The 24176-nt window shown below is 60.0% G+C and carries 24 protein-coding genes; 16 read left to right on the top strand and 8 right to left on the bottom strand.

Annotation, left to right across the window (positions count from 1 at the left end; translation table 11 throughout):
* Positions 1 to 79: 79 nt before the first annotated feature.
* Positions 80 to 1099 carry an AbrB family transcriptional regulator gene (locus ACM6I0_RS13235; protein WP_414922490.1) on the top strand — a complete coding sequence of 340 codons (1020 nt, stop codon included), beginning with the start codon at positions 80 to 82 and terminating at the stop codon, positions 1097 to 1099.
* Between the two features lie 282 nt (positions 1100 to 1381).
* Here ACM6I0_RS13235 and ACM6I0_RS13240 read toward each other — a convergent pair whose 3' ends face one another.
* Positions 1382 to 2266 carry a LysR family transcriptional regulator gene (locus ACM6I0_RS13240; protein ID WP_285436195.1) on the bottom strand — a complete coding sequence of 295 codons (885 nt, stop codon included), beginning with the start codon at positions 2264 to 2266 and terminating at the stop codon, positions 1382 to 1384.
* Positions 2267 to 2399: 133 nt separating this feature from the next.
* Between ACM6I0_RS13240 and ACM6I0_RS13245 the strand changes: the two genes are divergently transcribed.
* From ACM6I0_RS13245 to lldD, 3 genes are all read left to right on the top strand, one after another.
* Entirely contained in the window at positions 2400 to 4064 is a 1665-nt protein-coding gene (locus ACM6I0_RS13245; RefSeq protein ID WP_285436194.1) for a GMC family oxidoreductase, read from the top strand.
* Positions 4065 to 4205: 141 nt separating this feature from the next.
* Positions 4206 to 5828 carry an MFS transporter gene (locus tag ACM6I0_RS13250; protein ID WP_285436192.1) on the top strand — a complete coding sequence of 541 codons (1623 nt, stop codon included), beginning with the start codon at positions 4206 to 4208 and terminating at the stop codon, positions 5826 to 5828.
* A 1032-nt stretch (positions 5829 to 6860) separates the two neighbouring features.
* A complete protein-coding gene (lldD, locus tag ACM6I0_RS13255) occupies positions 6861 to 8006 on the top strand; it encodes an FMN-dependent L-lactate dehydrogenase LldD (protein ID WP_414922491.1) in 1146 nt (381 codons plus the stop codon).
* Positions 8007 to 8319: 313 nt separating this feature from the next.
* Here the strand turns inward: lldD and ACM6I0_RS13260 are convergent, their stop codons facing one another.
* Positions 8320 to 8688: a DUF427 domain-containing protein gene (locus ACM6I0_RS13260; protein ID WP_285436247.1), complete on the bottom strand. Its 369-nt coding sequence runs from the start codon at positions 8686 to 8688 to the stop codon at positions 8320 to 8322.
* A 247-nt stretch (positions 8689 to 8935) separates the two neighbouring features.
* Between ACM6I0_RS13260 and ACM6I0_RS13265 the strand changes: the two genes are divergently transcribed.
* The 6 genes from ACM6I0_RS13265 (at position 8936) to ACM6I0_RS13290 (ending at position 13472) form a co-directional block, all read left to right on the top strand.
* On the top strand, positions 8936 to 10885 hold the full coding sequence (locus tag ACM6I0_RS13265; protein WP_414922492.1) for a DNA topoisomerase III: 1950 nt from the start codon (positions 8936 to 8938) through the stop codon (positions 10883 to 10885).
* Between the two features lie 113 nt (positions 10886 to 10998).
* On the top strand, positions 10999 to 11628 hold the full coding sequence (locus tag ACM6I0_RS13270) for a glutathione S-transferase family protein (RefSeq protein ID WP_414922493.1): 630 nt from the start codon (positions 10999 to 11001) through the stop codon (positions 11626 to 11628).
* A 48-nt stretch (positions 11629 to 11676) separates the two neighbouring features.
* The gene (locus tag ACM6I0_RS13275) at positions 11677 to 12180 is read left to right on the top strand and encodes a GNAT family N-acetyltransferase (RefSeq protein ID WP_414922494.1); all 504 of its coding nucleotides are present in this window, start codon (positions 11677 to 11679) and stop codon (positions 12178 to 12180) included.
* A 146-nt stretch (positions 12181 to 12326) separates the two neighbouring features.
* The gene (locus ACM6I0_RS13280; RefSeq protein ID WP_007946257.1) at positions 12327 to 12479 is read left to right on the top strand and encodes a hypothetical protein; all 153 of its coding nucleotides are present in this window, start codon (positions 12327 to 12329) and stop codon (positions 12477 to 12479) included.
* Between the two features lie 221 nt (positions 12480 to 12700).
* On the top strand, positions 12701 to 13030 hold the full coding sequence (locus ACM6I0_RS13285) for a hypothetical protein (RefSeq protein ID WP_208667882.1): 330 nt from the start codon (positions 12701 to 12703) through the stop codon (positions 13028 to 13030).
* A 142-nt stretch (positions 13031 to 13172) separates the two neighbouring features.
* A complete protein-coding gene (locus ACM6I0_RS13290) occupies positions 13173 to 13472 on the top strand; it encodes a hypothetical protein (protein ID WP_285436253.1) in 300 nt (99 codons plus the stop codon).
* 9 nt (positions 13473 to 13481) lie between these two features.
* On the opposite strand, the gene cynR is transcribed toward ACM6I0_RS13290, so the two are convergent.
* Positions 13482 to 14363 (bottom strand): transcriptional regulator CynR, encoded by an 882-nt coding sequence (gene cynR / locus ACM6I0_RS13295; protein WP_285436254.1) that lies wholly within the window; start codon positions 14361 to 14363, stop codon positions 13482 to 13484.
* A 122-nt stretch (positions 14364 to 14485) separates the two neighbouring features.
* Here cynR and cynS point away from each other — a divergent pair, with 122 nt between their 5' ends.
* Together cynS and ACM6I0_RS13305 are read left to right on the top strand one after the other, a co-directional pair.
* Positions 14486 to 14953: a cyanase gene (gene cynS, locus ACM6I0_RS13300; protein ID WP_201112519.1), complete on the top strand. Its 468-nt coding sequence runs from the start codon at positions 14486 to 14488 to the stop codon at positions 14951 to 14953.
* Positions 14954 to 15052: 99 nt separating this feature from the next.
* Entirely contained in the window at positions 15053 to 15712 is a 660-nt protein-coding gene (locus ACM6I0_RS13305; protein ID WP_222586105.1) for a carbonic anhydrase, read from the top strand.
* Between the two features lie 82 nt (positions 15713 to 15794).
* On the opposite strand, the gene ACM6I0_RS13310 is transcribed toward ACM6I0_RS13305, so the two are convergent.
* From ACM6I0_RS13310 to glsB, 3 genes are all read right to left on the bottom strand, one after another.
* Positions 15795 to 16145, bottom strand: coding sequence for a BON domain-containing protein (locus ACM6I0_RS13310; protein ID WP_285436261.1), 351 nt, complete (start codon positions 16143 to 16145; stop codon positions 15795 to 15797).
* A 75-nt stretch (positions 16146 to 16220) separates the two neighbouring features.
* Positions 16221 to 17723 carry an aldehyde dehydrogenase family protein gene (locus tag ACM6I0_RS13315; RefSeq protein WP_414922495.1) on the bottom strand — a complete coding sequence of 501 codons (1503 nt, stop codon included), beginning with the start codon at positions 17721 to 17723 and terminating at the stop codon, positions 16221 to 16223.
* 84 nt (positions 17724 to 17807) lie between these two features.
* Complete coding sequence (glsB, locus tag ACM6I0_RS13320) at positions 17808 to 18716, bottom strand: glutaminase B (protein ID WP_285436263.1); 909 nt, start codon at positions 18714 to 18716, stop codon at positions 17808 to 17810.
* A 376-nt stretch (positions 18717 to 19092) separates the two neighbouring features.
* On the opposite strand from glsB, the gene ACM6I0_RS13325 reads away from it, so the two are divergent.
* The 4 genes from ACM6I0_RS13325 to ACM6I0_RS13340 are packed head-to-tail and all read left to right on the top strand — an operon-like array spanning position 19093 to position 21283.
* A complete protein-coding gene (locus ACM6I0_RS13325; RefSeq protein WP_059405530.1) occupies positions 19093 to 19296 on the top strand; it encodes a hypothetical protein in 204 nt (67 codons plus the stop codon).
* Positions 19297 to 19353: 57 nt separating this feature from the next.
* Positions 19354 to 19869: a DoxX family protein gene (locus ACM6I0_RS13330; RefSeq protein WP_285436266.1), complete on the top strand. Its 516-nt coding sequence runs from the start codon at positions 19354 to 19356 to the stop codon at positions 19867 to 19869.
* Positions 19870 to 19923: 54 nt separating this feature from the next.
* Complete coding sequence (locus ACM6I0_RS13335) at positions 19924 to 20547, top strand: glutathione S-transferase family protein (RefSeq protein ID WP_414922496.1); 624 nt, start codon at positions 19924 to 19926, stop codon at positions 20545 to 20547.
* Between the two features lie 37 nt (positions 20548 to 20584).
* Positions 20585 to 21283 (top strand): dienelactone hydrolase family protein, encoded by a 699-nt coding sequence (locus ACM6I0_RS13340; protein ID WP_414922497.1) that lies wholly within the window; start codon positions 20585 to 20587, stop codon positions 21281 to 21283.
* An 859-nt stretch (positions 21284 to 22142) separates the two neighbouring features.
* Here ACM6I0_RS13340 and ACM6I0_RS13345 read toward each other — a convergent pair.
* A complete protein-coding gene (locus ACM6I0_RS13345) occupies positions 22143 to 23117 on the bottom strand; it encodes a nitrilase-related carbon-nitrogen hydrolase (RefSeq protein WP_259154363.1) in 975 nt (324 codons plus the stop codon).
* Positions 23118 to 23221: 104 nt separating this feature from the next.
* Positions 23222 to 24154 carry a GlxA family transcriptional regulator gene (locus tag ACM6I0_RS13350; protein ID WP_285436272.1) on the bottom strand — a complete coding sequence of 311 codons (933 nt, stop codon included), beginning with the start codon at positions 24152 to 24154 and terminating at the stop codon, positions 23222 to 23224.
* Between the last annotated feature and the right edge of the window lie 22 nt (positions 24155 to 24176).

Raw genomic sequence — 24176 nt, forward strand, 5'->3', positions numbered from 1 at the left:
ACGCGTCGGCTGATTAAATGGGAAAACGTGAATGGCCCGGATGGACGCGCTGGCTAATTCACGAATCAAGGAAGCCCCCATGAAAACCCTGTTGTGTTTGCTGATCGCCATCGGCGTCGGCACGGCGCTGCAATACGCCGGTGTCCCCCACGGCCTGTTGCTGGGCTCGATACTCGCGACCGCGTTAATCGCCAGCAACCTGCGTTTTTCCCCTGCGCTGCCCTTCAGTCTGGGTTATGTGCAGATCGTATTGGGCATTGCCACCGGTTTGATGTTCAAGTCATGGGACAGCCACACCGCCGCCGCCATGCTCCCCAGTCTCGGTTTCATGCTGCTGTGCCTGATGGTTCAAAGTAGCTTGGCCGGCTTCTGGTTGTTCCGGGTTTCGGGCTGGAATTTGAAAGACTCGCTATTGGCCGTGTACCCCGGTGCACTCGCTGCCGTGTTCGACTTGCTTGAATCCGAACGCGCGTCCGGCAAAGTGATTGTCGTGCACCTGATCCGCCTGCTGTCGATCACCGTGCTGGTGAGTGTGTGCATTCCCGGACACACCGACACGGTGCTTGCCCAAAGCAGCCCGCTGGTCATGAGCACTGTGTTGACCCTGCTGTCGCTGATTGCCTTGTGCCTGTTGCTCGGGCGCTTGCTGTTGAAGGCCGGCGTGCCCGCACCGTTCATGCTCACCGCCATCGTCCTCACCGGGATCTCGCTCAAGGTCGGCTATCTTCAGGACTTCCACCTGCCACAATGGAGTGTCGACTCGGCCACAGTCCTGCTGGGTATGCTGATCGGCTCGAAATTCAAGGACATCACCCTCGGGGAACTGGTCCGCCACGGCCGCGCCGGACTGATGTCGATTGCCCTGATGTTGCTGATCGCAACAGCGTTTGCAGGCGTGGCCGCACGGGTGCTGGGCAGCGATCCCTTGTCGTTGTGGCTGGCCTACATGCCGGGCGCCATCGAGACCATCGCCATCGTCGCGTTCAGCGGCGGTCTGAACGTGGTGTTCATCCTCACGCATCACTTGATGCGCATGGTCGTGCTGCACTTTGCACCGGCATTGGTCGTGCAGGCGCGGCGCTGGCGGGCAGATGCTTGAAGGGACTTTGTTCAAACGCCTCCCAACGTGGAGGCGTCGCGTTCTGCGTAGCGTGCGCCAAGGAACTACGCAGGAGAGATGGTGGCCAGGGCTCCAATCAAAATGGTTAACAACAGAAATCCACCGAGGAAAATCGCCATCTTGCCCATAGGGCCTCCTACATAATGAGTTTACGGTGCAGTGGCTGCGCGACTGCGGACCGTGGCGTCATTGTGAGCTGCAGGCGTTATGCATAACAGATGCAGATAACGATGGAAAAACCGGATCAGAGCCCCGGGAGGACTATCTCAATAACAGCGCCTGCTCCGCCTCGCACAACGCCACCACGTAATCCCACAGCACCCGCAGCCTGACCGATTTGTGCAGCTCGCGCCGGGTGCTGATCCAGTAGCTGCGCAGGATATTTTCATCCGGCAGCAGCGGCACCAACTGCGGATCGGCACTGGCCATGTAGCACGGCAACACCGCAATACCCAGTCCCGAACGGGCCGCCTGTTGCTGGGCGATGACGCTGGTGCTGTGGAACACCACCCGCGGATTGCGGCAAAAGCTGTTGAGGAACATCAGTTCCTGGCTGAACAGCAAATCGTCGACATAGCCGATCCAGGCGTGGCGCCCCAGGTCTTCGCGGCTGTGCAGCGGCGGTGCCTGGTCGAGGTAGGCCTGGCTGGCATACAACGCCAGTCGATAGTCGGTGAGTTTGCGCGTGACCAGCATGTCGGCGGCCGGGCGTTCGAGGTGGATGCTGATCTCGGCTTCGCGGTTGAGGATGCTGACGAAGCGCGGCACCGCCACCAGCTCTACTTCCAGCCCGGGATAACGTTCGAACAGCCCGTTCATGCGGCTGGCGAGGAACATGATCCCCAGCCCTTCCGTCACGCCAACGCGGATCTTGCCCAGCGGCGCGGTGGACTGGGTGATTTCTTCCTGGGCCAGCAACGCGACGTTTTCCATGGCTTCGGCATGTTTGAGCAACGCTTCGCCCGCCGGGGTCAGCTCATAGCCTTGGGCATGCTGGACGAACAACGCCGTGCCGAGGCTCTTCTCGATGGCTTCGATGTGTCGGGCCACGGTGGCATGCGTGGTGTTCAAACGGCGGGCGGCGGTGAGCAAACGCCCGCTGCGTTGCAATTCGAGAAAAAACCGCAGGTCATTCCAGTCGAACATGAGTCGTCCTTGGGTCTACGCTGTTGGAGGCGCTGTTTAAAAACGCACAGCGGCTGCGCAAAAACTAACATTCTTTTGACGAAAGCTAACAACTAGGATGACCGACAACAAGAACAACAATACGAGGTCAGGGATGCAGACTTCCCTTGATGAATTCGACTACATCGTGGTTGGCGCCGGACCGGCCGGTTGTTTGTTGGCCAATCGGCTGTCGGCCAACCCGCAACACCGGGTGTTGCTGCTCGAAGCCGGTGGCCGCGATAACTATGCGTGGATTCACATCCCCGTCGGTTACCTGTTCTGCATAGGCAACCCGCGCACCGACTGGTGCTTCAAGACCGAAGCGCAACCGGGCCTGCAAGGTCGTGCCTTGAGTTACCCGCGCGGCAAAGTACTGGGCGGCTGCTCCTCGATCAACGGCATGATCTACATGCGTGGCCAGGCGGGCGACTACGATGGCTGGGCCGCCGACGGCAACCCGGGCTGGAGTTGGGACGATGTCCTGCCGCTGTTCAAGAAAAGCGAAAACCATTTTGCCGGCGACTCGGAGTTTCACGGCGCTGCCGGGGAATGGCGGATCGAGCGTCAGCGGTTGTCGTGGCCGATTCTGGACGCGTTTCGCAGTGCCGCCGAGCAAAGCGGCATCGCCAGCATCGATGACTTCAACCAGGGCGACAATGAAGGCTGCGGCTATTTTCAGGTCAATCAGAAGGCCGGGATTCGCTGGAACGCGGCCAAGGCGTTTCTCAAACCGGTGCGCAACCGCCCCAACCTCACCATATTGACCGACGTCGACGTTGATCGCGTGCTGCTGGAAAACGGTCGTGCATCGGCGGTCAGCGCGCGCTATCAGGGTCAGGCGAAAACCTTCAAGGCTCGCAAGGAAATCGTCCTGTGCGCCGGCTCCGTTGGCTCGCCGAGCATTCTGCAACGCTCGGGGATCGGCCCTCGCCCACTCCTGGAAAAACTCGGGATCGGCGTGGCCCATGAGCTGCCCGGCGTCGGCGGCAATCTGCAGGATCACCTGCAACTGCGGCTGATCTACAAACTGGAAAACGCGCGCACCCTGAACCAGATCGCCGGCAGTGTGTGGGGCAAGATGGGCATGGGCCTGCGTTACCTGTATGACCGCAGCGGCCCGCTGTCGATGGCGCCGAGTCAGCTCGGCGCGTTTGCCCGATCCGGGCCGGAGCAAACCTCGGCCAATCTCGAATACCACGTGCAGCCGCTGTCGCTGGAGCGTTTCGGCGAGCCGTTGCATGCCTTCCCCGCGTTCACCGCATCGGTCTGCGATCTACGGCCGCAAAGCCGTGGCCGGGTGGAGATTCGCTCGGCCAATGCGCAGGATGCACCGCTGATCCAACCCAATTACCTGAGCCATCCGGAGGACTTGCGGGTCGCCGCAGACGCGATTCGCCTGACCCGGCGTATCGTTGCCGCACCGGCCCTGCAGGCGTTCAAACCGGTGGAATACCTGCCCGGCGCCAGCTTGCAGACCGAAGAACAATTGCACGAAGCCGCAGCGCGGATTGGCACGACGATTTTCCATCCGGTGGGCACCTGCCGCATGGGCAACGACGTGGACGCGGTGGTCGACGCCGAGCTGCGTGTTCACGGGATTCCTGGCCTGCGCATCGCCGATGCCTCGATCATGCCGCGCATCACCTCGGGCAACACCTGTTCGCCTACGCTGATGATTGCCGAAAAGGCTGCACAGCTGATCCTCAACCCATTGACTGTTAACCCCTCCCCTGTGGGAGCGAGCTTGCTCGCGAAAGCGGTAGACCATCAACATTGATGAGCACTGGCACGACGCATTCGCGAGCAAGCCCGCTCCCACAAGGGATCGCATCAGATTTACCGACGTAGAAATACCCCGCTGCAAGGAATACGCAACACCAGTGGAACAACAAAAAAAATCACTGTGAGGGATACCGATATGTCAGAACATGTTCAGCCGCTGGACGCCACGCTTAGCGTCGACACCAGCCCCGACACCCGCAAAGTCATCTTCGCCTCGTCACTCGGAACGGTTTTCGAGTGGTACGACTTTTTCCTCTATGGCGCCCTCGCGGCGGTGATCAGCAAGCAGTTTTTTGCCGGGGTCAACGACACCACGGCGTTCATTTTTGCCCTGATGGCGTTCGCCGCCGGCTTCATCGTCAGGCCTTTCGGCGCGCTGGTGTTCGGACGGCTGGGGGACATGATCGGACGCAAATACACGTTCCTGGCGACCATCATCCTCATGGGCCTGGCAACCTTCTGCGTCGGACTGCTGCCGACCTACGCCAGCATCGGCATCGCCGCGCCGATCATCCTGGTGTTGTTGCGCATGCTTCAGGGCTTGGCCCTGGGCGGTGAATACGGCGGCGCTGCCACGTATGTCGCCGAACACGCGCCAATCGGCAAACGTGGTTTTCACACCAGCTGGATTCAATCCACGGCCACCCTCGGCTTGTTGCTGTCACTGCTGGTGGTGCTCGGTTGCCGCTATTTCACCGGTGACCAGTTCGAAGTCTGGGGCTGGCGGATTCCGTTTCTGTTTTCGATCGTTTTGCTGGGCATCTCGACCTGGATTCGCATGAGCCTGCACGAGTCGCCGGCCTTCGTGAAAATGAAAGAAGAAGGCAAGCTCTGCAAGTCGCCGCTACGCGACTCCTTCGGCAAGTGGGAAAACCTCAAAGTGGTGCTGATCGCCCTGTTCAGCATCAACGCCGGGCAAGCGGTGACCTTCTATGCCGCGCAATTCTACGTGCTGTTCTTCCTCACCCAATTCCTGAAAATGGACCCGGCCCTGGCCAACAGCCTGCTGATCGTCAGCGTGATCATCGGCGCGCCGTTCTTTATTTTCTTTGGCTGGCTGTCGGACAAGGTCGGGCGCAAACCGGTGCTGATGATCGGCCTGCTGCTGGCCACTGCGCTGTACTTCCCGATTTTCAAATCCATCGCCCACTACGCCAACCCGGCCATCGACCAGGCCAGCCGCCAGGCACCGATCACCGTGCTGGCGGACCCGGCCACCTGCACCTTCCAGTTCGACCCGGTGGGCAAGGCGAAATTTGACAGCCCCTGCGACAAGGTCAAAACCTTCCTGGTGAAACAAGGCCTGCCTTACACCAGCGAAGCGGCCCCGGCTGGCAGTGCCGTGCAGGTGAGCGTCGGCGAAGTGAAAATCGATGGCTACGATGAAGCGGCACTGCGCGGCGCCGTGACCCTGGGCGGGTATCCGTCACAAGCCGATACCCAGTTGGTCAACAAACCGATGATCGTGGCGCTGATCGTCGCGCTGATCATTATCTCCGCCATGTGCTACGGCCCGCTGGCGGCGCTGATGGTCGAACTGTTCCCGACGCGCATCCGCTACACCTCGATGTCCCTGCCCTACCACATCGGCAATGGCTGGTTCGGCGGCTTCCTGCCGACGGTGTCGTTCGCCCTGGTGGTGTACACCGGGGATATTTTCTACGGACTTTGGTACCCGGTGGTGATCACCGCAGTGAGCCTCGTGGTGGGGATGATCTGTCTGCGTGAGACGAAAAACGTCGACCTCGATAAAAACTGACCGTCCCTGCAGAAAAAACGCCCCGCACACGCGGATAATGCTGTTCACTTAAGACCGTTTTTGGGTTGGGGTTGGGGGCATATCCGTTTCTGCGGTAACGGCGGCTATTGGTTCCGCCCTGACGGCGGGTCACTTGGAGAAGCGCCAAGTAACCAAGCGCTAGCGCCCCTGACGTCCGGTGCCTCGCTGTGGCTCGGCATTCCCTCACTCCGGTCCTGCTCCGTGGGCCCGCCGCCATCGGCCATCCATGGCCGGGGGCGGCTAACCCGGCATCCATGCCGGGTTGCCCACTACGCAGAACCTGCGTTCGGCCTTCTGACGGAGCAGATCAAGATCAAAATCAAAAGCTAAAGGCGAGCTAACGCTCGGCCTGAAGAGTGGTGAGAAGCCACGGGTGTACACCGTCAAAATGTGGGAGCGAGCTTGCTCGCGATGAGGCCCTGTCAGTCGGTTGTGATGTTGCCTGTAATGCCGCCATCGCGAGCAAGCTCGCTCCCACAGGTATTGAGTACATCTGCCAAAGCCAGGTTGGCCGGAAGGCTACTTCGCGTGATCGCGCCCACGCTCTGGAGAATGATCAGGACGCGCAAGCGTTGAGGAACCAGGCCGGCCGGTAGGCCGCCTCGTTTTGCTTTGGCAGTACACGCCCCCTCGAGAGGCCGAGTGCAGGTTCTGCGCAGTGGGCACCGCGGCAAGGATGCCGCGGTAGCCGCCCCCGGCCATGGATGGCCGATGGCGGCGGGCCCACGGAGCAGGACCGGAGCACGGGCATGCCGAGCCTAGGCGAGGCGCCGAACGTCAGGGGCAAAAGCGCTTGGTTACTTGGCGCTCTTCCAAGTGACCCGCCGTCAGGGCGGAACCGCCAGCCGTCGTTACCGCAGCAACGGATATGTACCCAACCCGCAACCCGCAACCCGCAACCCCAAAACGTTCTTAAGTGAACAGCATTACGCACACGCGGGGCGTTTTCGTTAACCTGAAGCAACGCACTTCGCAGCCCCGCCACTGACCAGAACGAGGCATCAGCACCCCATGATCATTTCATCCGCATCGGATTACCGTGAGGCCGCACGCCGCAAACTCCCGCGTTTTTTGTTCGATTACATTGATGGCGGCGCTTACGCCGAGCATACGTTGCGGGCCAACAGCGCCGACCTGACGGGCATCAGCCTGCGTCAGCGGATTCTGAAAAACGTCGAAACCCTGAGCCTGGGCACCACCCTCTTCGATCAGCCGCTTTCCATGCCCATCATTCTCGCCCCGGTCGGCCTGACCGGCATGTTCGCCCGCCGAGGTGAAGTGCAGGCTGTCAAAGCGGCGCAAAACAAAGGCATCCCGCTGTGCCTGTCGACCGTATCGGTGTGTTCGATCGAGGAAGTCGTAGCGCAGAGTCAGCAATCCATCTGGTTTCAGCTGTATGTGTTGAAAGACCGGGGCTTCATGAAAAATGCGCTGGAGCGGGCGAAGGCAGCCGGGGTCAAGAACCTGGTATTTACCGTCGACATGCCCACTCCCGGCGCTCGCTACCGGGATGCGCATTCGGGGATGTCCGGGCCTTTTGCTACATCGCGGCGAATGTTGCAGGCCATGACCCGACCCGACTGGGCGTTCAACGTCGGCCTCATGGGGCGCCCGCATGATCTGGGCAATATCTCGAAGTACCTGGGCAAAGCCGTCACCCTCGAAGACTACATGGGTTGGTTGGCCAACAATTTCGACCCGTCGATCAGCTGGAGCGATCTGGAGTGGATTCGTGAGTTCTGGAAAGGCCCGATGATCATCAAGGGCATCCTCGACCCTCAGGATGCCAGGGATGCGGTGAGCTTCGGCGCGGACGGGATTGTGGTGTCGAACCACGGGGGGCGGCAGCTCGATGGGGTGCTTTCTACTGCCAAGGCACTGCCGCCGATCATGCAAGCGGTGGGGAACGACCTGACGGTGCTGGTCGATTCGGGGATCCGCTCCGGGCTCGATGTGGTGCGGATGTTGGCGTTGGGGGCGAAAGGCGTATTGCTCGGTCGGTCGATGGCTTATGCATTGGCGGCTGATGGCCAGCGTGGGGTGGAAAACATGCTGGATATTTTCGCCAAGGAGATGCGTGTGGCGATGACGTTGACCGGGGTGACTTCGATTGGTCAGATTGATGAGTCGACGTTGGTGGGGGCTGGTGTTCGTTGAGCGAGTACGCTTTGGGTGTATATCCGTTGTTTGGGTGATGGCTGCTATTGGTTCCGCTTTTACAGCGGGTCACTTGGAGAAACGGAACGCCGCCCGGCGCCAAGTAACCAAGCGCTTTTGCCCCTGACGCTCGGCCTCTCGAGGGGGCGTGTGCATCAAGATCAAAAGCTGAAGGCGAGCTAACGCACGACCTGATGAGTGGTGAAGATCAACAGCTTTGCGCCGATCCGCTTTTATGTGGGAGTGAGCTTGCTCGCGATGCTTTGGCTTTTCCTTTCGATCTTGGTCGGGTTGCCCCTCGCCTGGAAATCCGTCAGTCGATATTTTTCAGAACTTCAAACGTGACTTGATCGGGATAAAACGCCACGTATCCGCGAATCTGTTCTACGGACACTTTGGGGTTTTCATAGCGCCACACTGCATTCGCGGCCTCATGCCCCGTGACTTTCAAACTGTAGTAAGTGGCGTCGCCCTTGTACGGGCAATAGGTTGTGTGGTCGGTACGCGCGAAATATTGTTCGGCGATGTCCTCCCACGGAACGTAGTACACCGGAGGATAATTGGCTTCCAGCATCACCAGCGCACGTGTCGAGGCGGCGACTTGAATACCGTGATACTTCACCAACAGGGTGCCCGGCTGTTCCGCGATGGTAATGACAGGACTGGGACCAGTGCTTTTCATGGAATGCGTTCCTCATGACGGTGATAGACCTGTGCGGCGCGCTGCGACGCCAAAACCTGAGACCAGGGTTTATCAGGTATAACGCAATTTTCGCGACAATGACTATCTCACAGCTGAACGGGCCGTTTGGGTCGTCGCAACCTGACGCAACAGCTTTGCCTGTACATCCATACAGATAAAGATTGCTCCATCGCTCGCCACCGGCCATTCTGTGCGCCTCTTGCCAACTTGATGAACGATGGTGGTTATGCGGCTGTACCTCTGTGAGAAACCTTCCCAGGCCAAAGACATCGCGGCCGTGCTCGGCGCCAAACGGCGTGGCGACGGTTGCTGGCTGGGAACGGACGTCACGGTTACCTGGTGCATTGGCCATCTGCTGGAAACCGCACCGCCGGACGCCTACGACGCACGTTACAAGCGCTGGGTGCTGGCGGACCTGCCGATCATTCCCGACAAATGGAAGATGACCGTCAAGCCGCGCACGGCCAGTCAGTACAAGGCGGTCAAACGCCTGCTTGGCGAGGCCGATGAACTGGTGATTGCCACCGACGCCGACCGTGAGGGCGAAATGATCGCCCGGGAGCTGGTGGAACATTGCCGTTATCGTGGGCCGATCCGTCGGCTGTGGCTGTCGGCGCTGGACGATGCCTCGATACGCAAGGCGCTGGCGGCGCTCAAACCGGGTGAAGAAACCTTCAGCCTTTATCACTCGGCGCTCGGACGGTCCCGGGCCGATTGGCTGATCGGCATGAACATGAGCCGGTTGTTCACGCTACTGGGGCGTCAGTCCGGTTATCAGGGCGTATTGCCGGTGGGCCGGGTGCAGACGCCGACTTTGCGCCTGGTGGTGGACCGCGACCGCAGCATTGCCGATTTCGTCCCGGTCGCCTACTGGGCCATCGACGTGCAGCTGCTGCACGATGGCACCGCGTTCACCGCGCAATGGCGTGCCGCATCCGACGCCTGTGACGATCAGGATCGCTGCCTGAACCAGGCGCTGGCCCAGCAAGCAGCCGCCGCACTGCGCGGTGCCGCGAGTGCCCGGGTGATCAAGCTGCGCACCGAGCGGATGCGTGAAGTCGCACCGTTGCCGTTCGATCTGGGCACCCTGCAGGAAGTCTGTTCGAAGAAACTCGGGCTCGGCGCCCAGGAAACCCTCGACATCGCCCAGGCGCTTTACGAAACCCACAAGGTCATCACCTACCCGCGCAGCGATTGCGGCTTCCTGCCCCTGAGCCAGCACAGCGAAGCGCCAGGCATTCTCGCCGCGCTGCGCCAGGCCGATCCGTCGCTGAATGCCTTGAACGACCACCTGCAGCCCCAGCGCCGCTCTCGGGCCTGGAACGATGCCAAGGTCACGGCGCACCACGGCATCATCCCGACCGCCGCCGCCAAGAATCTCGACCGGCTGGTAGGCAAGCAGCGCGCGGTCTACACGCTGATCCGCGCGCGTTATCTGGCGCAGTTCCTGCCCAACCATGAATACGACCGCACCCAGGCCGACTTCGATTGCGCCGGCGAAGCCTTGCGTGCCGTCGGCAAGCAAATCGTCGAACCGGGCTGGAAACGTGCCCTGCCCGAGGCGCTCGCCCCGGCGAAAGGCCGCGAGGCACCGGCGCCGCAACCGCTGCCGGCATTGGCCGAAGGGCTTGATTGCGCCGTCGCCGAGGTCAAGCTCAAGGACCTCTGGACGCAACCGCCCAAGCCGTTCACCGAAGGCGACCTGATCAAGGCAATGAAGAATGTCGCGAAACTGGTGGAGGATCCGCTGCTCAAGCAAAAACTCAAGGACACCACCGGCATCGGCACCGAGGCGACACGCGCCTCGATCATCCAGGGTCTGCTGGATCGCGGTTACCTGATCAAGAACGGCAAGGCCCTCGCCGCTACCCCCGCCGCCTTCAGCCTGATCGATGCGGTGCCGCGCGCAATTGCCGACCCGGGGACCACGGCCATCTGGGAGCAGGCGCTGGACATGGTGCAAAGCGGCGAGATGAGCCTGGAAGAATTCGTCACCAAGCAGGCGGCGTGGATGAGCAAGCAGGTCGCCCGTTGCGCCGGTCTGAGCCTGACCATCAGCGGGCCGGCAAGCCCCGCCGGTCGTGGCGCCACACCGTGGAAAAACAAACGCAAGCCCACCAAACGAAAGCCGTCGACGGGCACCAAGCGCGTGGCAAAACCGGCCAGTAAAGCTTGAGGGCACTTCGAATGGACGGTGATGGTCTAGTGTTCTTCAAGCTCACGACCGCCTATTTCTGACAAGACATCGCAGCCTCGTTTCACTCGACAGCTGCCACAGGGAAAATATTTATGATTATCGTGCACCACCTGAACAACTCCCGCTCCCAACGGATTCTCTGGTTGCTGGAAGAACTGGCCATCCCATATGAACTGAAAACCTACCAGCGTGACCCCAAGACCAACCTGGCACCGCCAGAACTGAAAGCGGTCAACGCCCTGGGCAAGTCGCCAGTGATCGAAGACGGCGCGCAGAAAGTCATCGAGTCCGCCGCGATCATCGACTACCTGATTCGCCGTCATGGCCAGGGACGCCTGCAACCCGATCCATCCACCGCCGCCTACGATGAATACATCCAGTGGCTGCACTTTGCCGAAGGCTCGGCCATGCTGCCGCTAATGCTGAACCTGTACGTCGGGCGCCTCGGTGAAGCCGGTGCGCCATTGCATCCGCGTATCAACTCGGAAGTGGCCAACTACCTTGGCTACCTCGACACGGCACTGAGCCAGTCCCCGTTCTTGCTCGGCGACGAGTTCAGCGCCGCCGATATCCAGATGAGTTTCATCGGCGAGATCGCCAGAGCCCAGGGCAAACTCGGCAGCTATCCTCATGTGACCGCGTGGATTGAACGGTTCCAGGCCCGCCCTGCTTATGCCGCCGCTTTGAAAAAAGGCGGGAAGTACGACTTCGCGCCCCACTGAGTGATCCCGAACGGGCCACGGATGGCCCAGCGATCAGGAGCGACCCGCATGCCTTCAATTGAGCTGCACGCCGCGCACCGCGATGAAGTGGAAACCATCGAAAACCTGATGCAGTTTTACCTGTACGACTTGAGCGAATGGCTGCCGTTGAAACTCGGTGAACACGGGTTCTTCAACTTCCAGCCCGCTTGGGATTACTGGCGTAAACCCGCGACCCGGCCGTTTCTGATCAGGGTGGACGCAGAACTGGCCGGTTTCGTGACCGTGGACGACAACACCCATATCGACGGTGCCGACTACAACATCGGCTATCTCTTTGTCAGTCGACGCTTTCGTGGCCAAGGTGTCGCGAAGTTTGTCGTTTCCACCCTCTTGAGCCAGCTCCCCGGTCAATGGCAGATTTTCCACATCGACGCGAACCAGCCGGCCCGGCTGTTCTGGGCCAACGTCATGCCCGAACTCGCCGGCACTGACTTCACCCTGCATCAGCGCCCGGTAGACGGTTATCCCTGCACCTTCTACCGCTTCCAGCGTTTGCCGTCATCGGCCTGACAGACCCGCCTCGCCCACCCTTTTTTAATTCCAAACGGCTTTGTCCGACAATATGTAGTGACCAAAAATAATCACTACATAACGGTTGACGCCTTCGATTTGCCCTTGCATGATGCAGACATCTCCCCGATCGGGAGTACAGCAACATGTTTGAGCAAGCTCGTCTGACCGCCGAGCTGTTTTTCCCGGATACACGCTGCCCACAAGGCAGATTGAAGAAGCTGACCTGGCCCGAACGTCCAGTACAAGGACGAGAAGCGCTGGCGATCAATCCTCATGAAGCTTGTGGCCGACCCTGAAAAAGTCGGCAGTGGCCTCCAGGTTTTCGCTGCTTCTCCTCGTTGTGACGCTAACGCGTAGCAGTTATTCAACACGACTACATGCAACAGACGCGCAACCCCGTCGATTTGACGGCCGACCGCTGACGTCCTGGTTTCGGTGCCAGGGATCAACTAACCGATGGGCTACTTGTATTAGCGAATCAACTTTGAAAGATCACCAAATGGTCAAGGGGCATATTATGAATCTGAACAATCAACCTACTATCGATGAACTGGCTCGTATCTTCGCTGCGCAAAAAGACAGCCACGACAGCCACATTCTGTGGATCAGCAAATCGGGCCAGGTTCATATCGACTGCCTGTCGCCTCACGCTCATGAAGCGGAGTTCGACCAGAACAACCAGAACCTGCTCGCTCGACTGAAGATGTACCGTCGCGGCCAGGGCTATGTCGGCAAGAAAGCTGCAGCCGACAGGGACTTCATCGGTAACGTTCTGCAAACGCTGAAACAGGCATGGGCCTCGATGCAGAACCAGAATGAAGTTCGGGTGATTGACCGGTTCTACTGAAATCCGCCAAGGGTTTACCCCGCCTCTGAACAATAAAAAGGCCCCGCTCGAATGATCGAGCGGGGCCTTTTTTTGTTTGTCTTGTGTGCGCTAAATAAAGCTATCGTTACACCTACGTGCGGCCAGCCCTTGGAGACTTGCGATGAAAAATACCCTGACTGTTCTGCTGTGGTTGGCAATCGCCAATGCCGCCCATGCCGATATTTCCAGCCTGCCTTCATTCGATGCAGACTGCCCCGGAAAAATAGCGGTACATGCGGACTCCGGAGGCCCGGTCACCATCGGCGGCAAGGAAGCCGAAACCAAATCCATCGATGATCGCCACTTCGAAGCCAAGGCTTCGGGTATTACTGTTTCGATTGAAGTAATCGATGACGATACGGTCAAGGTGACAGCCGCCGGCAAGGGCTCGAATGGTGTGTGCCCAACACTGGATGATTGATCCTGTCGACTAACGAGCCACCGTCCCCAACACCAGATTCATAAACGCCACCGACGCTGCGCTGTGATAGTTGTTTTTACGCCGCAGCAACGCAGCGCCCCGGGTGGGCGCCTCTCCTTGCAACGGGATTTTTCGCAATGCCCGGTCCTGGGTGGCAATGGGCTCCGGGAGAATGGTGGCAATGGCCGTGTGCCGAATGACTTCCAGCAAGGTGTTCACCGAGTTGACCTCGATGACCACCTTCGGCGTGATCTGCTCCTGGGCAAAATACTCATTGATGCGGGTACGGGTGACGAAGCCAGGCGCCAGCAGCGCGAAGTCCAGTTGCGCCACCTGTTCAGCGGACAGTGCGACCTGGCTTTCATACAACGGATGATCGCGCCCCACCATCACGCCCAACGTCTCGGTAAACGCCGGGATGGATTCGATGTCGGCATTTCTGACCTGGGTAAACGCGATGGCAACGTCCAGTGAGTCATCGAGCAGCCCGGCCTCGATGTCGTCCATCGACAGCTCGAAAATCTCCAGGTGAATGTTCGGAAATTGCGCCACGTAATCGCGCACCAACGGCCCCACCAGGTACGCCATGAACGTCGGCGTCATGGCCAGGCGCAAGCTGCCGCGGGACAAGTCCTTGACGTCATGCAGCGCACGTTTCCCCGCTTCCAGCTCGACCAATACCCGACGTGCACACTCGATGTAGGCCGCCCCGGCATCGGTCGGTTTGACCGTGCGCGAGGTTCGGTCGAACAGGCTCACGCCGAGGGTTTCTTCCAGCTGGCGGATCTGCTGGGACAGGGTCGGCTGTGAAACGTGCAACGCCTCGGCAGCGCGGGTAAAGCCGCCGTGGTCGGCAACCGCCAGCAAATAACGAAGATGTCGCAGCAACATGGGGCTCACCATCTATAGGCAGGGCTTATGCGCAGCATTGTATATCGGTCTTGGACGCTATGGATCAATCGGCAGAAGATTGCTTCACACCCAAGCAATACCACCCCGATAGGAGAATCACCATGCAACAGTCCCACGCTTACAACGACCCAAGCCTGGCCCTGACCACGTCGATTCTCGATGCCAAGGCGCGTAAAAATCTGTCCTGGCAGGACCTGACCGACGGCACCGGCCTGGGCCTGGCCTACGTCACCGCCGCCCTGCTCGGCCAGCACCCACTGCCAGAATCCGCCGCCAAGGTCATTGGCGAGAAACTGGACCTGGACGCCGACGCCGTGGCCCGTCTGCAGATCATTCCGCTGCGCGGCAGCCTCTCCGGTGTTCCGACCGACCCGACCATCTACCGTTTCTACGAAATGATCCAGATCTACGGCACCACGCTCAAAGCGCTGGTTCATGAACAATTTGGCGACGGCATCATCAGCGCGATCAACTTCAAGCTCGACATGAAGAAAGTCGAAGACCCGGAAGGCGGTTCCCGCGCCGTGATTACCCTGGACGGCAAGTTCCTGCCTCTGCGTCCTTTCTAAGCCGATCCGCAGAACACGCAATCCTGTAGCAGCCGAACGCAGCCTTGCGCTGCTCGCCAGCTGCTACAGGGTAACGATCCGATTCAAAAGGAAATCACCATGAAAGCGCTCATCGAAGGTTTTTTGAAGTTCCAGAACGAAGCTTTTCCGCAACGCACCGACCTGTTCAAACACCTGGCCACCACCCAACATCCCGGCACATTGTTCATCACGTGTTCTGACAGTCGCGTGGTGCCGGAACTGCTGACCCAGCAAGAACCCGGCGAGCTGTTTGTGATCCGCAACGCCGGCAACATCGTGCCCTCCTACAGCCCGCATCCGGGTGGCGTGTCGGCCACGGTAGAATATGCCGTCGCGGTACTGGGCGTGACTGACATCGTGATTTGCGGCCATTCCGATTGCGGCGCGATGACCGCCATCGCCAAGTGTAAATGCATGGATCACTTGCCTGCCGTCAGCGGATGGTTGCAACACGCCGAGTCGGCCAAGGTTATCAACGAATCGCGCCCTCACGCCGATGACGCGGCGAAGGTGAGTTCGATGGTGCGCGAAAACGTCATCGCTCAACTGGCCAACATCCAGACCCACCCAAGCGTGCGCCTGGCCCAGGAAAAAGGTCAGTTGAACCTGCATGGCTGGGTCTATGACATCGAAACCGGTTCAATCGATGCGCTGGAAGCCAGTAGCCGCACCTTTGTGTCGCTGGCCGAACACCCAACGACCTGCGCCGTTTATGGCAAGACCGTTGAAGCGGCTTGATGGGTTTCAGAACGTGGCGAAAAGACGATCGACGCAGCGCTCCCGGTTTACGGAAGCGCTGCCTTTTAGACGATCGTGATGGTCACTTGTCGTCCGGTCTGGAGGACGATGACGACCGACGCTCAGAGGTTTCCTCGGCGTTGGGTGCCGTTGGAACGCTGCCTGGTGTGAACACGTGAGTGAGCAATTCCCTGGCATCGACCTCGACGACACCCGGCACCGAACGGGCCAGCGCAACGGCCTGCTCACATTGTTTATGGGTGATGACACGACCGCTCAACGCCACCGTTCCCGCATGGGTTTTGACATGGACCTGCATGGCAAGGCTGGGTTCGGCCAATGCCAGGGCCGACTTCACCCGGCCGGTGATCCACGTGTCGTGCACGACCGCTTCCAGATCATGAGAGTAATGCTGAAATGAATTAAGTTTCATGGCGAACCTCTCTCGAAACGCAGACGCAAACACACCTTAATTATAGTGCGCCTGGCGCCTGCGGTCGGAAAGTGATCAGCGTTTCACCGTCAGGTCCGTCTGGGTCATGCGACTGCGAACGGTGAACACCCCGTCGCCCGACAGAATGGCGCTACGGGCGAACAAACGGCCGCTCTCCCAGTTCGAAAGGCCCAGCTCCGGCTTGTTCAGCGCGTATTGGCCGTCGACCCAACGGGTGATGCCATTGCCGACAAATGGCGCGTTGACCGCATTGTAGAAACGCTCATGCGCCGCCGCATCCTCACTGATCAGCGACACGGTGAACTGCGGGCTGTAGCGATTGAACAAGGCGATGGCGCGGTCCAGGTCGTCGACGATGTTCAGGCTGACTTCCGGGGTTTCTTCCCATTCCCACTCGCGGCCCAACTGATCCTCTGGCAACGGCTCGGCCAAAGCTTCGGTCTGATAGCCTTCGGCGCGGTACACCTGGACGCTCGCGGTTTGCCATTCAGCCGGCAAGTACTGTTCGCTGCCCTCGACGATGTGCAACTTGCAGCCTTGGCCCCGAGCGGTGCCGGCCTGTTGCAGCGCGTCGAGGAACAACGGCACCAACTCCGAAGCGCGGTCACGCTGGATCAGGCAGACGTTCAGGGTGTTGCAGACCTTGCGGTCCAGGGAATTGCGCACCACGGCGGCGAAGCGCTCGGCGTCGGCGTCTTTATCGGCAATCAGCCAGGCGCCACCGGTGCCGTGCAGGCTGACGGCGGTGCCGGCCTGTTGGGCGATGCTGCCCAGTTGGCTGACTGCGCGCCCCGAACCACGGGCCACCGCCAGTGACAAGCGGCGGTCGGCAAACATCGCCCAGCCCGCCGCATGATTGACGCTTTCGACCAGCGACACCGCGCCGACCGGCAACCCGGCCTCGCTGAGTGCCGGGTTCAGTGCATGAGTGACAATCGCCTGGGCGGTGCCCAACGCATCGCTGCCAATGCGCAACACCGCGGTATTACCGGTGCGCAACACGCCAGCCGCGTCGGCGAAAACATTCGGCCGTCCTTCGAACACGAACGCGACGATGCCCAGTGGCGACACCACTTGCTCGACTTTCCAGCCGTCGTGCTCGACGCAACTGATGACCTTGCCGCGAGTGGCCGGCGCATCGCGCCAGGCTCGCAGGCCGGCGATCATGTCGCGGCGCATGCGCTCATCCGCCAGCAGCCGTGTGGTGGAACGACCACGGGATTTGGCGCGTTCGATGTCGGCCAGGTTGGCGGCCTCGATCAAGGCCCAGCAGTCCGGGTTCTCCAGACGTTGTGCAAAGAGATCGAAGAAGGTGCTGATTGCCTGATCCGGGACGCTCGACATCGCGGTGAACGCAGCTTCGGCGCGCTCGATCGCGACGGCTGCCGCTTGCTGGTCCACCACCGGGATCAGCAGCAACTCGCCGCTGACCTGCTCCACCAGCAAATGGTCCCCGGGCTGAAAGCGCGCAGCCAGTTCGGGGCTGACGACCGTGACACGATTACCGGCAAAAGGGATTGGCGTGCCAGCGACTAGACGTTCGAGCGCAAGAGACATGAAGCGGTTTCACCATGCAGGGGGCGGCTGGAAAATGTATAGGAAAATCCACGGAGCGTCATTAGCCCCGCCGCCCCGATTGCCTTAGAACACCGACCAGCCAATGCGCTGGCTCAACAACTCCAGCGCCGCCATCCCGGCCAGCGAGTTGCCGGCGGCGTTCAATTCCGGTGACCAGACGCACACCGTGAACTGACCCGGCACCACCGCGACAATTCCCCCGCCCACGCCGCTCTTGCCCGGCAAACCGACGCGATAGGCAAAGTTACCGGCCTCGTCATACAAACCGCTGGTGGCCATGATCGAATTGACCTGCTGAGTCTGGCGGGCGCTGAGAATCTGTTCGCCGCTGTGTTTGCAGAACCCGTCGTTGGCCAGGAAGCAGAACGCCCGGGCCAGGTCGACGCAATTCATGCGCAACGCGCAGTGACTGAAATAGCTGCGCAGCACCGCCTCGACGTCGTTGTGAAAGTTACCGAACGACTGCATCAGGTAAGCCATCGCCGCGTTACGCGCGCGGTGCTGGTATTCGGATTCGGCGACCTTGCCGTCCACCATCACCTGCGGATTGCCGGACAGCCGACGGACAAAATCGCGCATCGACAAGGCCGGCGCGGCAAAGCGTGACTGGTTGATGTCGCAGATCACCAGGGCACCGGCATTGATGAAGGGATTGCGTGGGCGACCGCGTTCGAATTCCAGCTGCACCAGCGAGTTGAACGGCTGGCCGGACGGCTCGTGGCCGAGGCGTTCCCAGATCGCTTCACCCGAGTGATCGATGGCCTGCACCAGGCTGAACACCTTGGAAATACTTTGCACCGAGAACGGCGTCTCGGCATCGCCCGCGCAATACAGCTCGCCATCGTTGCCATACACGGCAATGCCCAACTGATTGGCCGGGACCGTGCCGAGGGCAGGAATGTAGTCAGCCACCTTGCCCTGACCGATCAGCGGCCGGACGGCGTCAAGAATCTCGTTCAACAGCGCTTGCATGCCGGGTTCCGAAGTCTCGCCCCGAGGGATTGCGGGGACATGGAGGCTAGACGCCGTGGGTCGGCGCAGAATCACAGATTGCCCAAACACAATCTCAAAAAACACCGCGCCCCTGTGGGAGCGAGCTTGCTCGCGATGAGGCCAGATCAGTCAAATCAATGTTGACTGTCATTCCGCTATCGCGGGCAAGCTCGCTCCCACAGGAGATTGGTGTTGGCTATGTATCGGAGTGTGTACAGAGCCGCCTGCGACACACCCCATCCATAAAACCCCGCCCCCGCGACACATCGCAGATACACCCACTTGATGAACTGTGCCTGTCGATTGGCCTCGCCGATCAAAGCGCTCAACTCACTCAATGCTACGGAGTATCACCATGTTCAAGCTCTCGACTTCTTCCCTGACCCTCGGCCTCATCATCGCAGGCGGCCTGGCCCTGTCCAACGTGGCGTCGGCCTCCGAATCCGAGGCGTTCAGCATGAAACAACTGGCCCACGGCTACAGCCAGGTCCAGGCCGATACCGCGGAAAAACCCGCCGAAGGCAAATGTGGCGAAGGCAAGTGCGGCGCTGGCGAATAACCCATTGCATGGGGCAACGCGTTGCCCCGCTTCCCTGACAGAACGGAGACCCCGCCCATGACTTCTGCCATTTCATCGGCCGTGAAAGGCCTGCACCTGAACCTCGACCGGGCCGGTAACTGGCTCGCGCCATTGACGCTACGGCTGTTCATTGCCTGGGAGTTTTTCGAGTCGGGCCTGGAAAAATGGAACGGCGAAAACTGGTTCGCCGACATCCAGGACGCCTTCCCGTTTCCGTTCAACCACGTGCCGGCCACCTTGAACTGGGAACTGTCGATGTGGGCCGAGCTGATTTGCGCCCTGGCCATACTCGTCGGCCTGGGGACACGTGTTTCGGCAATCATCCTGATCATCGTTACGGTCGTCGCGACCGCTGCCGTTCACTGGCCAGCCGATTGGTCTACATTGAGTGAGCTTGCTCAGGGTTATGCCATCAGCAACAAGGGGCACGGCAACTTCAAGCTGCCGCTGATCTACCTCGCAGCCCTTATGCCGCTGTTGCTCTCGGGTGCCGGCAAGCTCAGCCTGGATGCACTGTTGGCCCGATTCATCTGGCGTCGCACTCACCCTTGACCGACCAGAGGCTCGGGCGCGTCCTCCACTCCCTGAAACAACGGAGCAATCGCCATGAGCCTTACTCTCTACGGTTTTGACGGCAGTACGTATGTGCGCACCGTGAAAATGCTGCTGTCAGAAAAAGACGCGGACTACGAACAGGTGCAAGTCAACGTGATCAAGGGCGAGCCCCACCTGCCCGAGCATTTGGTGCGTCACCCTTTCGGCAAGGTGCCGGTTATCGATCATGACGGATTCCGGGTGATCGAAACCGGCGCGATCGTCGCCTATCTGGACGAAGTCCTGCCCGGTCCGTCCATCACACCCGATAACGCCCACGACCGCGCCCGCACGCACATGGCCCAGGGCATTTACGATACCTATGGCTATGGCAACCTGGTGCAGGTGTTCGGCTATCATCTTTTTCCTGACTTTATTGGCGGGCAGAATGAAGAAGCGCGCCGCAAAGGCATCGAAAATTCAAAACGGGTGCTGCGCGAACTGATGAAATTAAAAGGCACCGATCCGTGTATTGCAGGTCTTGAACCCAGCATCGGCGACTTTTACCTCGCGCCGGGCTGCGCCTACATCGCGATGACGCCGGATGCGCCGCAGGTGTTCGCGGTGGAAGGGTTCGACGGATGGTGGAAACGCATGCAGTCTCTGCCAAGCTTCAAGGCCACACAGCCGCACTAAGCTTCACTCCACCTCACTTGCGAAAACAGGAGCCACCATGAGCGTGACCACCCAATGGATCGAGATCGACAGCGACGAAGGCACATTCGGCGCTTACCTGGCCATCCCGCATACTCGCAAAGGTCCTGGGATTGTGCTGATCCAGGAGATCTTCGGCGTGAATGAACACATCCGCTCGGTCGCCGAGCAGTACGCCGCCGACGGCTACCTGGTCATCGCACCGGACCTGTTCTGGCGCAACGGCCACCGCATCGAACTGGGCTACGACGAAGCCGGCTGGAAACGCGCCGTCGAGTTGATGAACGCCACTGACATCGACAAGGCCCAGGCCGACATCAAACTGGCCATCGACGCACTCGATGCGCAGCCAGGGCTGGACGGCGGCATTGCCTCCATCGGTTATTGCTTTGGCGGCTTGCTGTCGTACCTCACCGCCGCCAACGGCCTGGTGGAAGTGGCCGTCGCCTATTACGGCGGTGGCATCCAGAACCATCTGGACCGCGCCGACGACATCGAGGTGCCGTTGCTGATGCACTTCGGCGAACAGGACAGCCACATTTCACTGGAAGCCGTGGAGAAAATCGCCGAGCGTTTCGAGAACAACGACAACGTGGAAATTGTTGTGTATCCGGAAGCCGAACATGGCTTCAACTGCTCGCACCGTGACAGCTACAACCAGCGCGCCGCCGCTGAGGCCCACGGCAATACACTGATCTTTTTGGGTCAGGAACTGTAAAAGCAAATCAAAAAAAGGGGCTTCCATCGCTCGGTGGAAGTCCCTTTTTTTCAGCGTCTTTGATGGCCCCATCGCGAGCAAGCCCGCTCCCACAATGGATCTTCAGTGAACACAGCATTTGTGTTCGACAAAGATCAAGTGTGGGAGCGGGCTTGCTCGCGATGACGGTCGTACATTCAGCATGGCGGTGACGGGTATATCGCTTTCGCGAGCAAGCTCGCTCCCACAGGGGATTTTCAGTGAACACAGCATCTGTGTTCGACAAAGATCAAGTGTGGGAGCGGGCTTGCTCGCGATGACGGTCGTACATTCAGCATGGCGGTGACGGGTATATCGCTTTCGCGAGCAAGCCCGCTCCCACAGGGGATTTTCAGTGAACACAGCATTTGTGTTCAACAAAGATCAAGTGTGGGAGCGGGCTTGCTCGCGATGACGATCGTACATTCAGCATGGCGGTGCCTGGTATATCGCTTTCGCGAGCAAGCTCGCTCCCACAAGGGATCTTCAGTGTACACAGCATTTGTGTTCGACAAAGATCAAGTGTGGGAGCGAGCTTGCCCGCGAAAGCGGTGGCACATTCAGCATGGCAGTGCCTGGTATATCGCTTTCGCGAGCAAGCCCGCTCCCACAGGGGATTTTCAGTGAACACAGCATTTGTGTTCGACAAAGATCAACTGTGGGAGCGGGCTTGCCCGCGAAAGCGGTGGCACATTCAGCATGGCAGTGCCTGGTATATCGCTTTCGCGAGCAAGCTCGCTCCCACAAGGGATCTTCAGTGTACACAGCATTTGTGTTCGACAAAGATCAAGTGTGGGAGCGAGCCTGCTCGCGATGGGAGCGCCTCGGTCTCAAGCCGTTTTCAACGCCCGGTTTCTTCAGCAGTGTCGATCACACCCGGTTTCGGCTGGTCGTTGCGTTCGTGAACATGACGATGCGGCGTACGGTCGATGTTCAGGCTCAGTATTTCCGGACGGCTGTAGTGACCGCGGCCGTCCATCTGGCGTTTACGGATTTCGATCTGGAACAGATCGATGTCGGCAATCACTTCGCCCTCGCCTTCTGTCAGTGCGCCGACGACTTCACCCTGAGGGTCGATGATCGCGGTGTAGCAGCCGCCGGAGATCGGCCCGATCTCGCAGCCGGTGTCGGCCATGATCTGGGCCTGCTGTTCCGGGTACAACCACGCCGTCGAGTTGACCACAAAGCACGCTGACTCCAACGCGTGCATGCGGATGCTGACTTCCATCTGGCGAGTGAACAAAGGACCTGCGAACGAACCCGGGTACATCGAGGCGTGGATCTGTTCGCCGTCTTCGATCAAGGCGTAACGCGCCAGCGGATTGTAATGTTCCCAGCAGGCCAATTGACCGATGCGCCCGACCGCGCTGTCGGTGGCGCGCAGGCCAGAACCATCGCCCATGCCCCAGATCATGCGTTCGTGATAGGTCGGCGAAATCTTGCGACGCGCCTGAATCAGCGTGCCGTCGGCATCAAACAGCAACTGCGTGTTGTAGAGGGTGCTGCCATCGCGTTCATTGACGCCGATGGACACCACCATGTTGGCTTCCTTGGCTGCTTTGCCGATGGCATCGGTGGTTGCCGACGGCACGACAACGGCCTGGTCGAGCAATTTGTAGTGCTCGGAACCCATTTTGAAAGGGCTCTGCACGAAGGAAAAGTACGGGTAATACGGTACGACGGTTTCAGGGAAAACGGCGAACTGCACGCCCTTCTCGCCGAGTTCGCGAATCTTGTTAACGACCTTTTCTACCGTGCCTTCACGGCTGTAGAGAACGGGGGCGATCTGGACGGCAGCGGCTTTGACAATGGTCATGGCGGTGATCTCACTGAGGGAATGGGCTTCAACGAGATCTAAATTACGGCAATCATATTTTGTCTTAAATGTCGAATACGCCACCTTTTAGGACACAGGGAAAATCAAGCTCGATGGGCGCGCTGAATCACCTGCGGTGGTTGCCCGAATGCACGGATAAAGGCGCGACGCATACGCTCGCGGTCGCCAAACCCTGTGTCGGTCGCCACCACATCGATGGAATGCCGACCGGTTTCGATCATCAGCCGGGCCGCCTCCACCCGCAGGTTTTCGATGGCTTTGGCCGGGGTCTGGCCGGTTTCGGCATGGAACACCCGGCTGAACTGCCGGGGGCTGAGATGGGCCGCGCTGGCCAGTTCTTCCACCGACAGCGCCGATTTGAGGTGGTGTTTGGCGTAGGTCAATGCGGCCTGGATGCGATCGGTCTTGGGCTCGAGTTCGAGCATCACGGAAAACTGCGACTGGCCGCCCGCGCGCCGGTGATACACCACCAGTTGCCGGGCCACCTGGCGCGCGACTTCGGCGCCCAGGTCCTTCTCCACCAAGGCCAGCGCCAGGTCGACGCAAGCGCTCATGCCGGCAGCGGTCCAGATATTGCCATCGTTGATGAAGATACGGTCCTCTTCCACTTTCACCTTCGGGTACGCCCGTTGCAGCGCCGGGGCATGGCACCAGTGCGTGGTCGCCCGCTTGCCATCCAGCAGACCGGCTTCGGCCAGCGCGATAGCACCGGTGCAGATTGACCCCAGGCGCCGGGTGGTCTGGCGGGCGTTGCGCAGGAATTGCACCATGCCCGGCGATGTTGGCCGGATCAGGTTGTCGCCCATGACCAGCAGAGTATCGAACGCTCTCTTGTCGAACGCGTGGCTTGCCACGTCAAAACCGGCCGATGTCGGCACCGACCCACCGTGCTCGGACAGCAACGCAAGGCTGTACACCGGCTCCTCGGCGACGGTGTTGGCCAACTCGAAGGCGGCGCACATGGCGAGGCCCAAGACCTGGAAGCCGGGGTAAACGATGAGTCCTATGTTGTGCACGGGGCGTGTCCGTAAACGTGGC

It is taken from the genome of Pseudomonas sp. IT-P294 (genome assembly GCF_949767865.1).
Lineage (GTDB): Bacteria > Pseudomonadota > Gammaproteobacteria > Pseudomonadales > Pseudomonadaceae > Aquipseudomonas.

Coding starts and splice junctions, on each gene's coding strand:
- ACM6I0_RS13235 (WP_414922490.1), top strand. CDS start 80: ATGAAAACCCTGTTGTGTTTGCTGATCGCCATCGGCGTCGGCACGGCG.
- ACM6I0_RS13240 (WP_285436195.1), bottom strand. CDS start 2,266: ATGTTCGACTGGAATGACCTGCGGTTTTTTCTCGAATTGCAACGCAGC.
- ACM6I0_RS13245 (WP_285436194.1), top strand. CDS start 2,400: ATGCAGACTTCCCTTGATGAATTCGACTACATCGTGGTTGGCGCCGGA.
- ACM6I0_RS13250 (WP_285436192.1), top strand. CDS start 4,206: ATGTCAGAACATGTTCAGCCGCTGGACGCCACGCTTAGCGTCGACACC.
- lldD (WP_414922491.1), top strand. CDS start 6,861: ATGATCATTTCATCCGCATCGGATTACCGTGAGGCCGCACGCCGCAAA.
- ACM6I0_RS13260 (WP_285436247.1), bottom strand. CDS start 8,688: ATGAAAAGCACTGGTCCCAGTCCTGTCATTACCATCGCGGAACAGCCG.
- ACM6I0_RS13265 (WP_414922492.1), top strand. CDS start 8,936: ATGCGGCTGTACCTCTGTGAGAAACCTTCCCAGGCCAAAGACATCGCG.
- ACM6I0_RS13270 (WP_414922493.1), top strand. CDS start 10,999: ATGATTATCGTGCACCACCTGAACAACTCCCGCTCCCAACGGATTCTC.
- ACM6I0_RS13275 (WP_414922494.1), top strand. CDS start 11,677: ATGCCTTCAATTGAGCTGCACGCCGCGCACCGCGATGAAGTGGAAACC.
- ACM6I0_RS13280 (WP_007946257.1), top strand. CDS start 12,327: ATGTTTGAGCAAGCTCGTCTGACCGCCGAGCTGTTTTTCCCGGATACA.
- ACM6I0_RS13285 (WP_208667882.1), top strand. CDS start 12,701: ATGAATCTGAACAATCAACCTACTATCGATGAACTGGCTCGTATCTTC.
- ACM6I0_RS13290 (WP_285436253.1), top strand. CDS start 13,173: ATGAAAAATACCCTGACTGTTCTGCTGTGGTTGGCAATCGCCAATGCC.
- cynR (WP_285436254.1), bottom strand. CDS start 14,363: ATGTTGCTGCGACATCTTCGTTATTTGCTGGCGGTTGCCGACCACGGC.
- cynS (WP_201112519.1), top strand. CDS start 14,486: ATGCAACAGTCCCACGCTTACAACGACCCAAGCCTGGCCCTGACCACG.
- ACM6I0_RS13305 (WP_222586105.1), top strand. CDS start 15,053: ATGAAAGCGCTCATCGAAGGTTTTTTGAAGTTCCAGAACGAAGCTTTT.
- ACM6I0_RS13310 (WP_285436261.1), bottom strand. CDS start 16,145: ATGAAACTTAATTCATTTCAGCATTACTCTCATGATCTGGAAGCGGTC.
- ACM6I0_RS13315 (WP_414922495.1), bottom strand. CDS start 17,723: ATGTCTCTTGCGCTCGAACGTCTAGTCGCTGGCACGCCAATCCCTTTT.
- glsB (WP_285436263.1), bottom strand. CDS start 18,716: ATGCAAGCGCTGTTGAACGAGATTCTTGACGCCGTCCGGCCGCTGATC.
- ACM6I0_RS13325 (WP_059405530.1), top strand. CDS start 19,093: ATGTTCAAGCTCTCGACTTCTTCCCTGACCCTCGGCCTCATCATCGCA.
- ACM6I0_RS13330 (WP_285436266.1), top strand. CDS start 19,354: ATGACTTCTGCCATTTCATCGGCCGTGAAAGGCCTGCACCTGAACCTC.
- ACM6I0_RS13335 (WP_414922496.1), top strand. CDS start 19,924: ATGAGCCTTACTCTCTACGGTTTTGACGGCAGTACGTATGTGCGCACC.
- ACM6I0_RS13340 (WP_414922497.1), top strand. CDS start 20,585: ATGAGCGTGACCACCCAATGGATCGAGATCGACAGCGACGAAGGCACA.
- ACM6I0_RS13345 (WP_259154363.1), bottom strand. CDS start 23,117: ATGACCATTGTCAAAGCCGCTGCCGTCCAGATCGCCCCCGTTCTCTAC.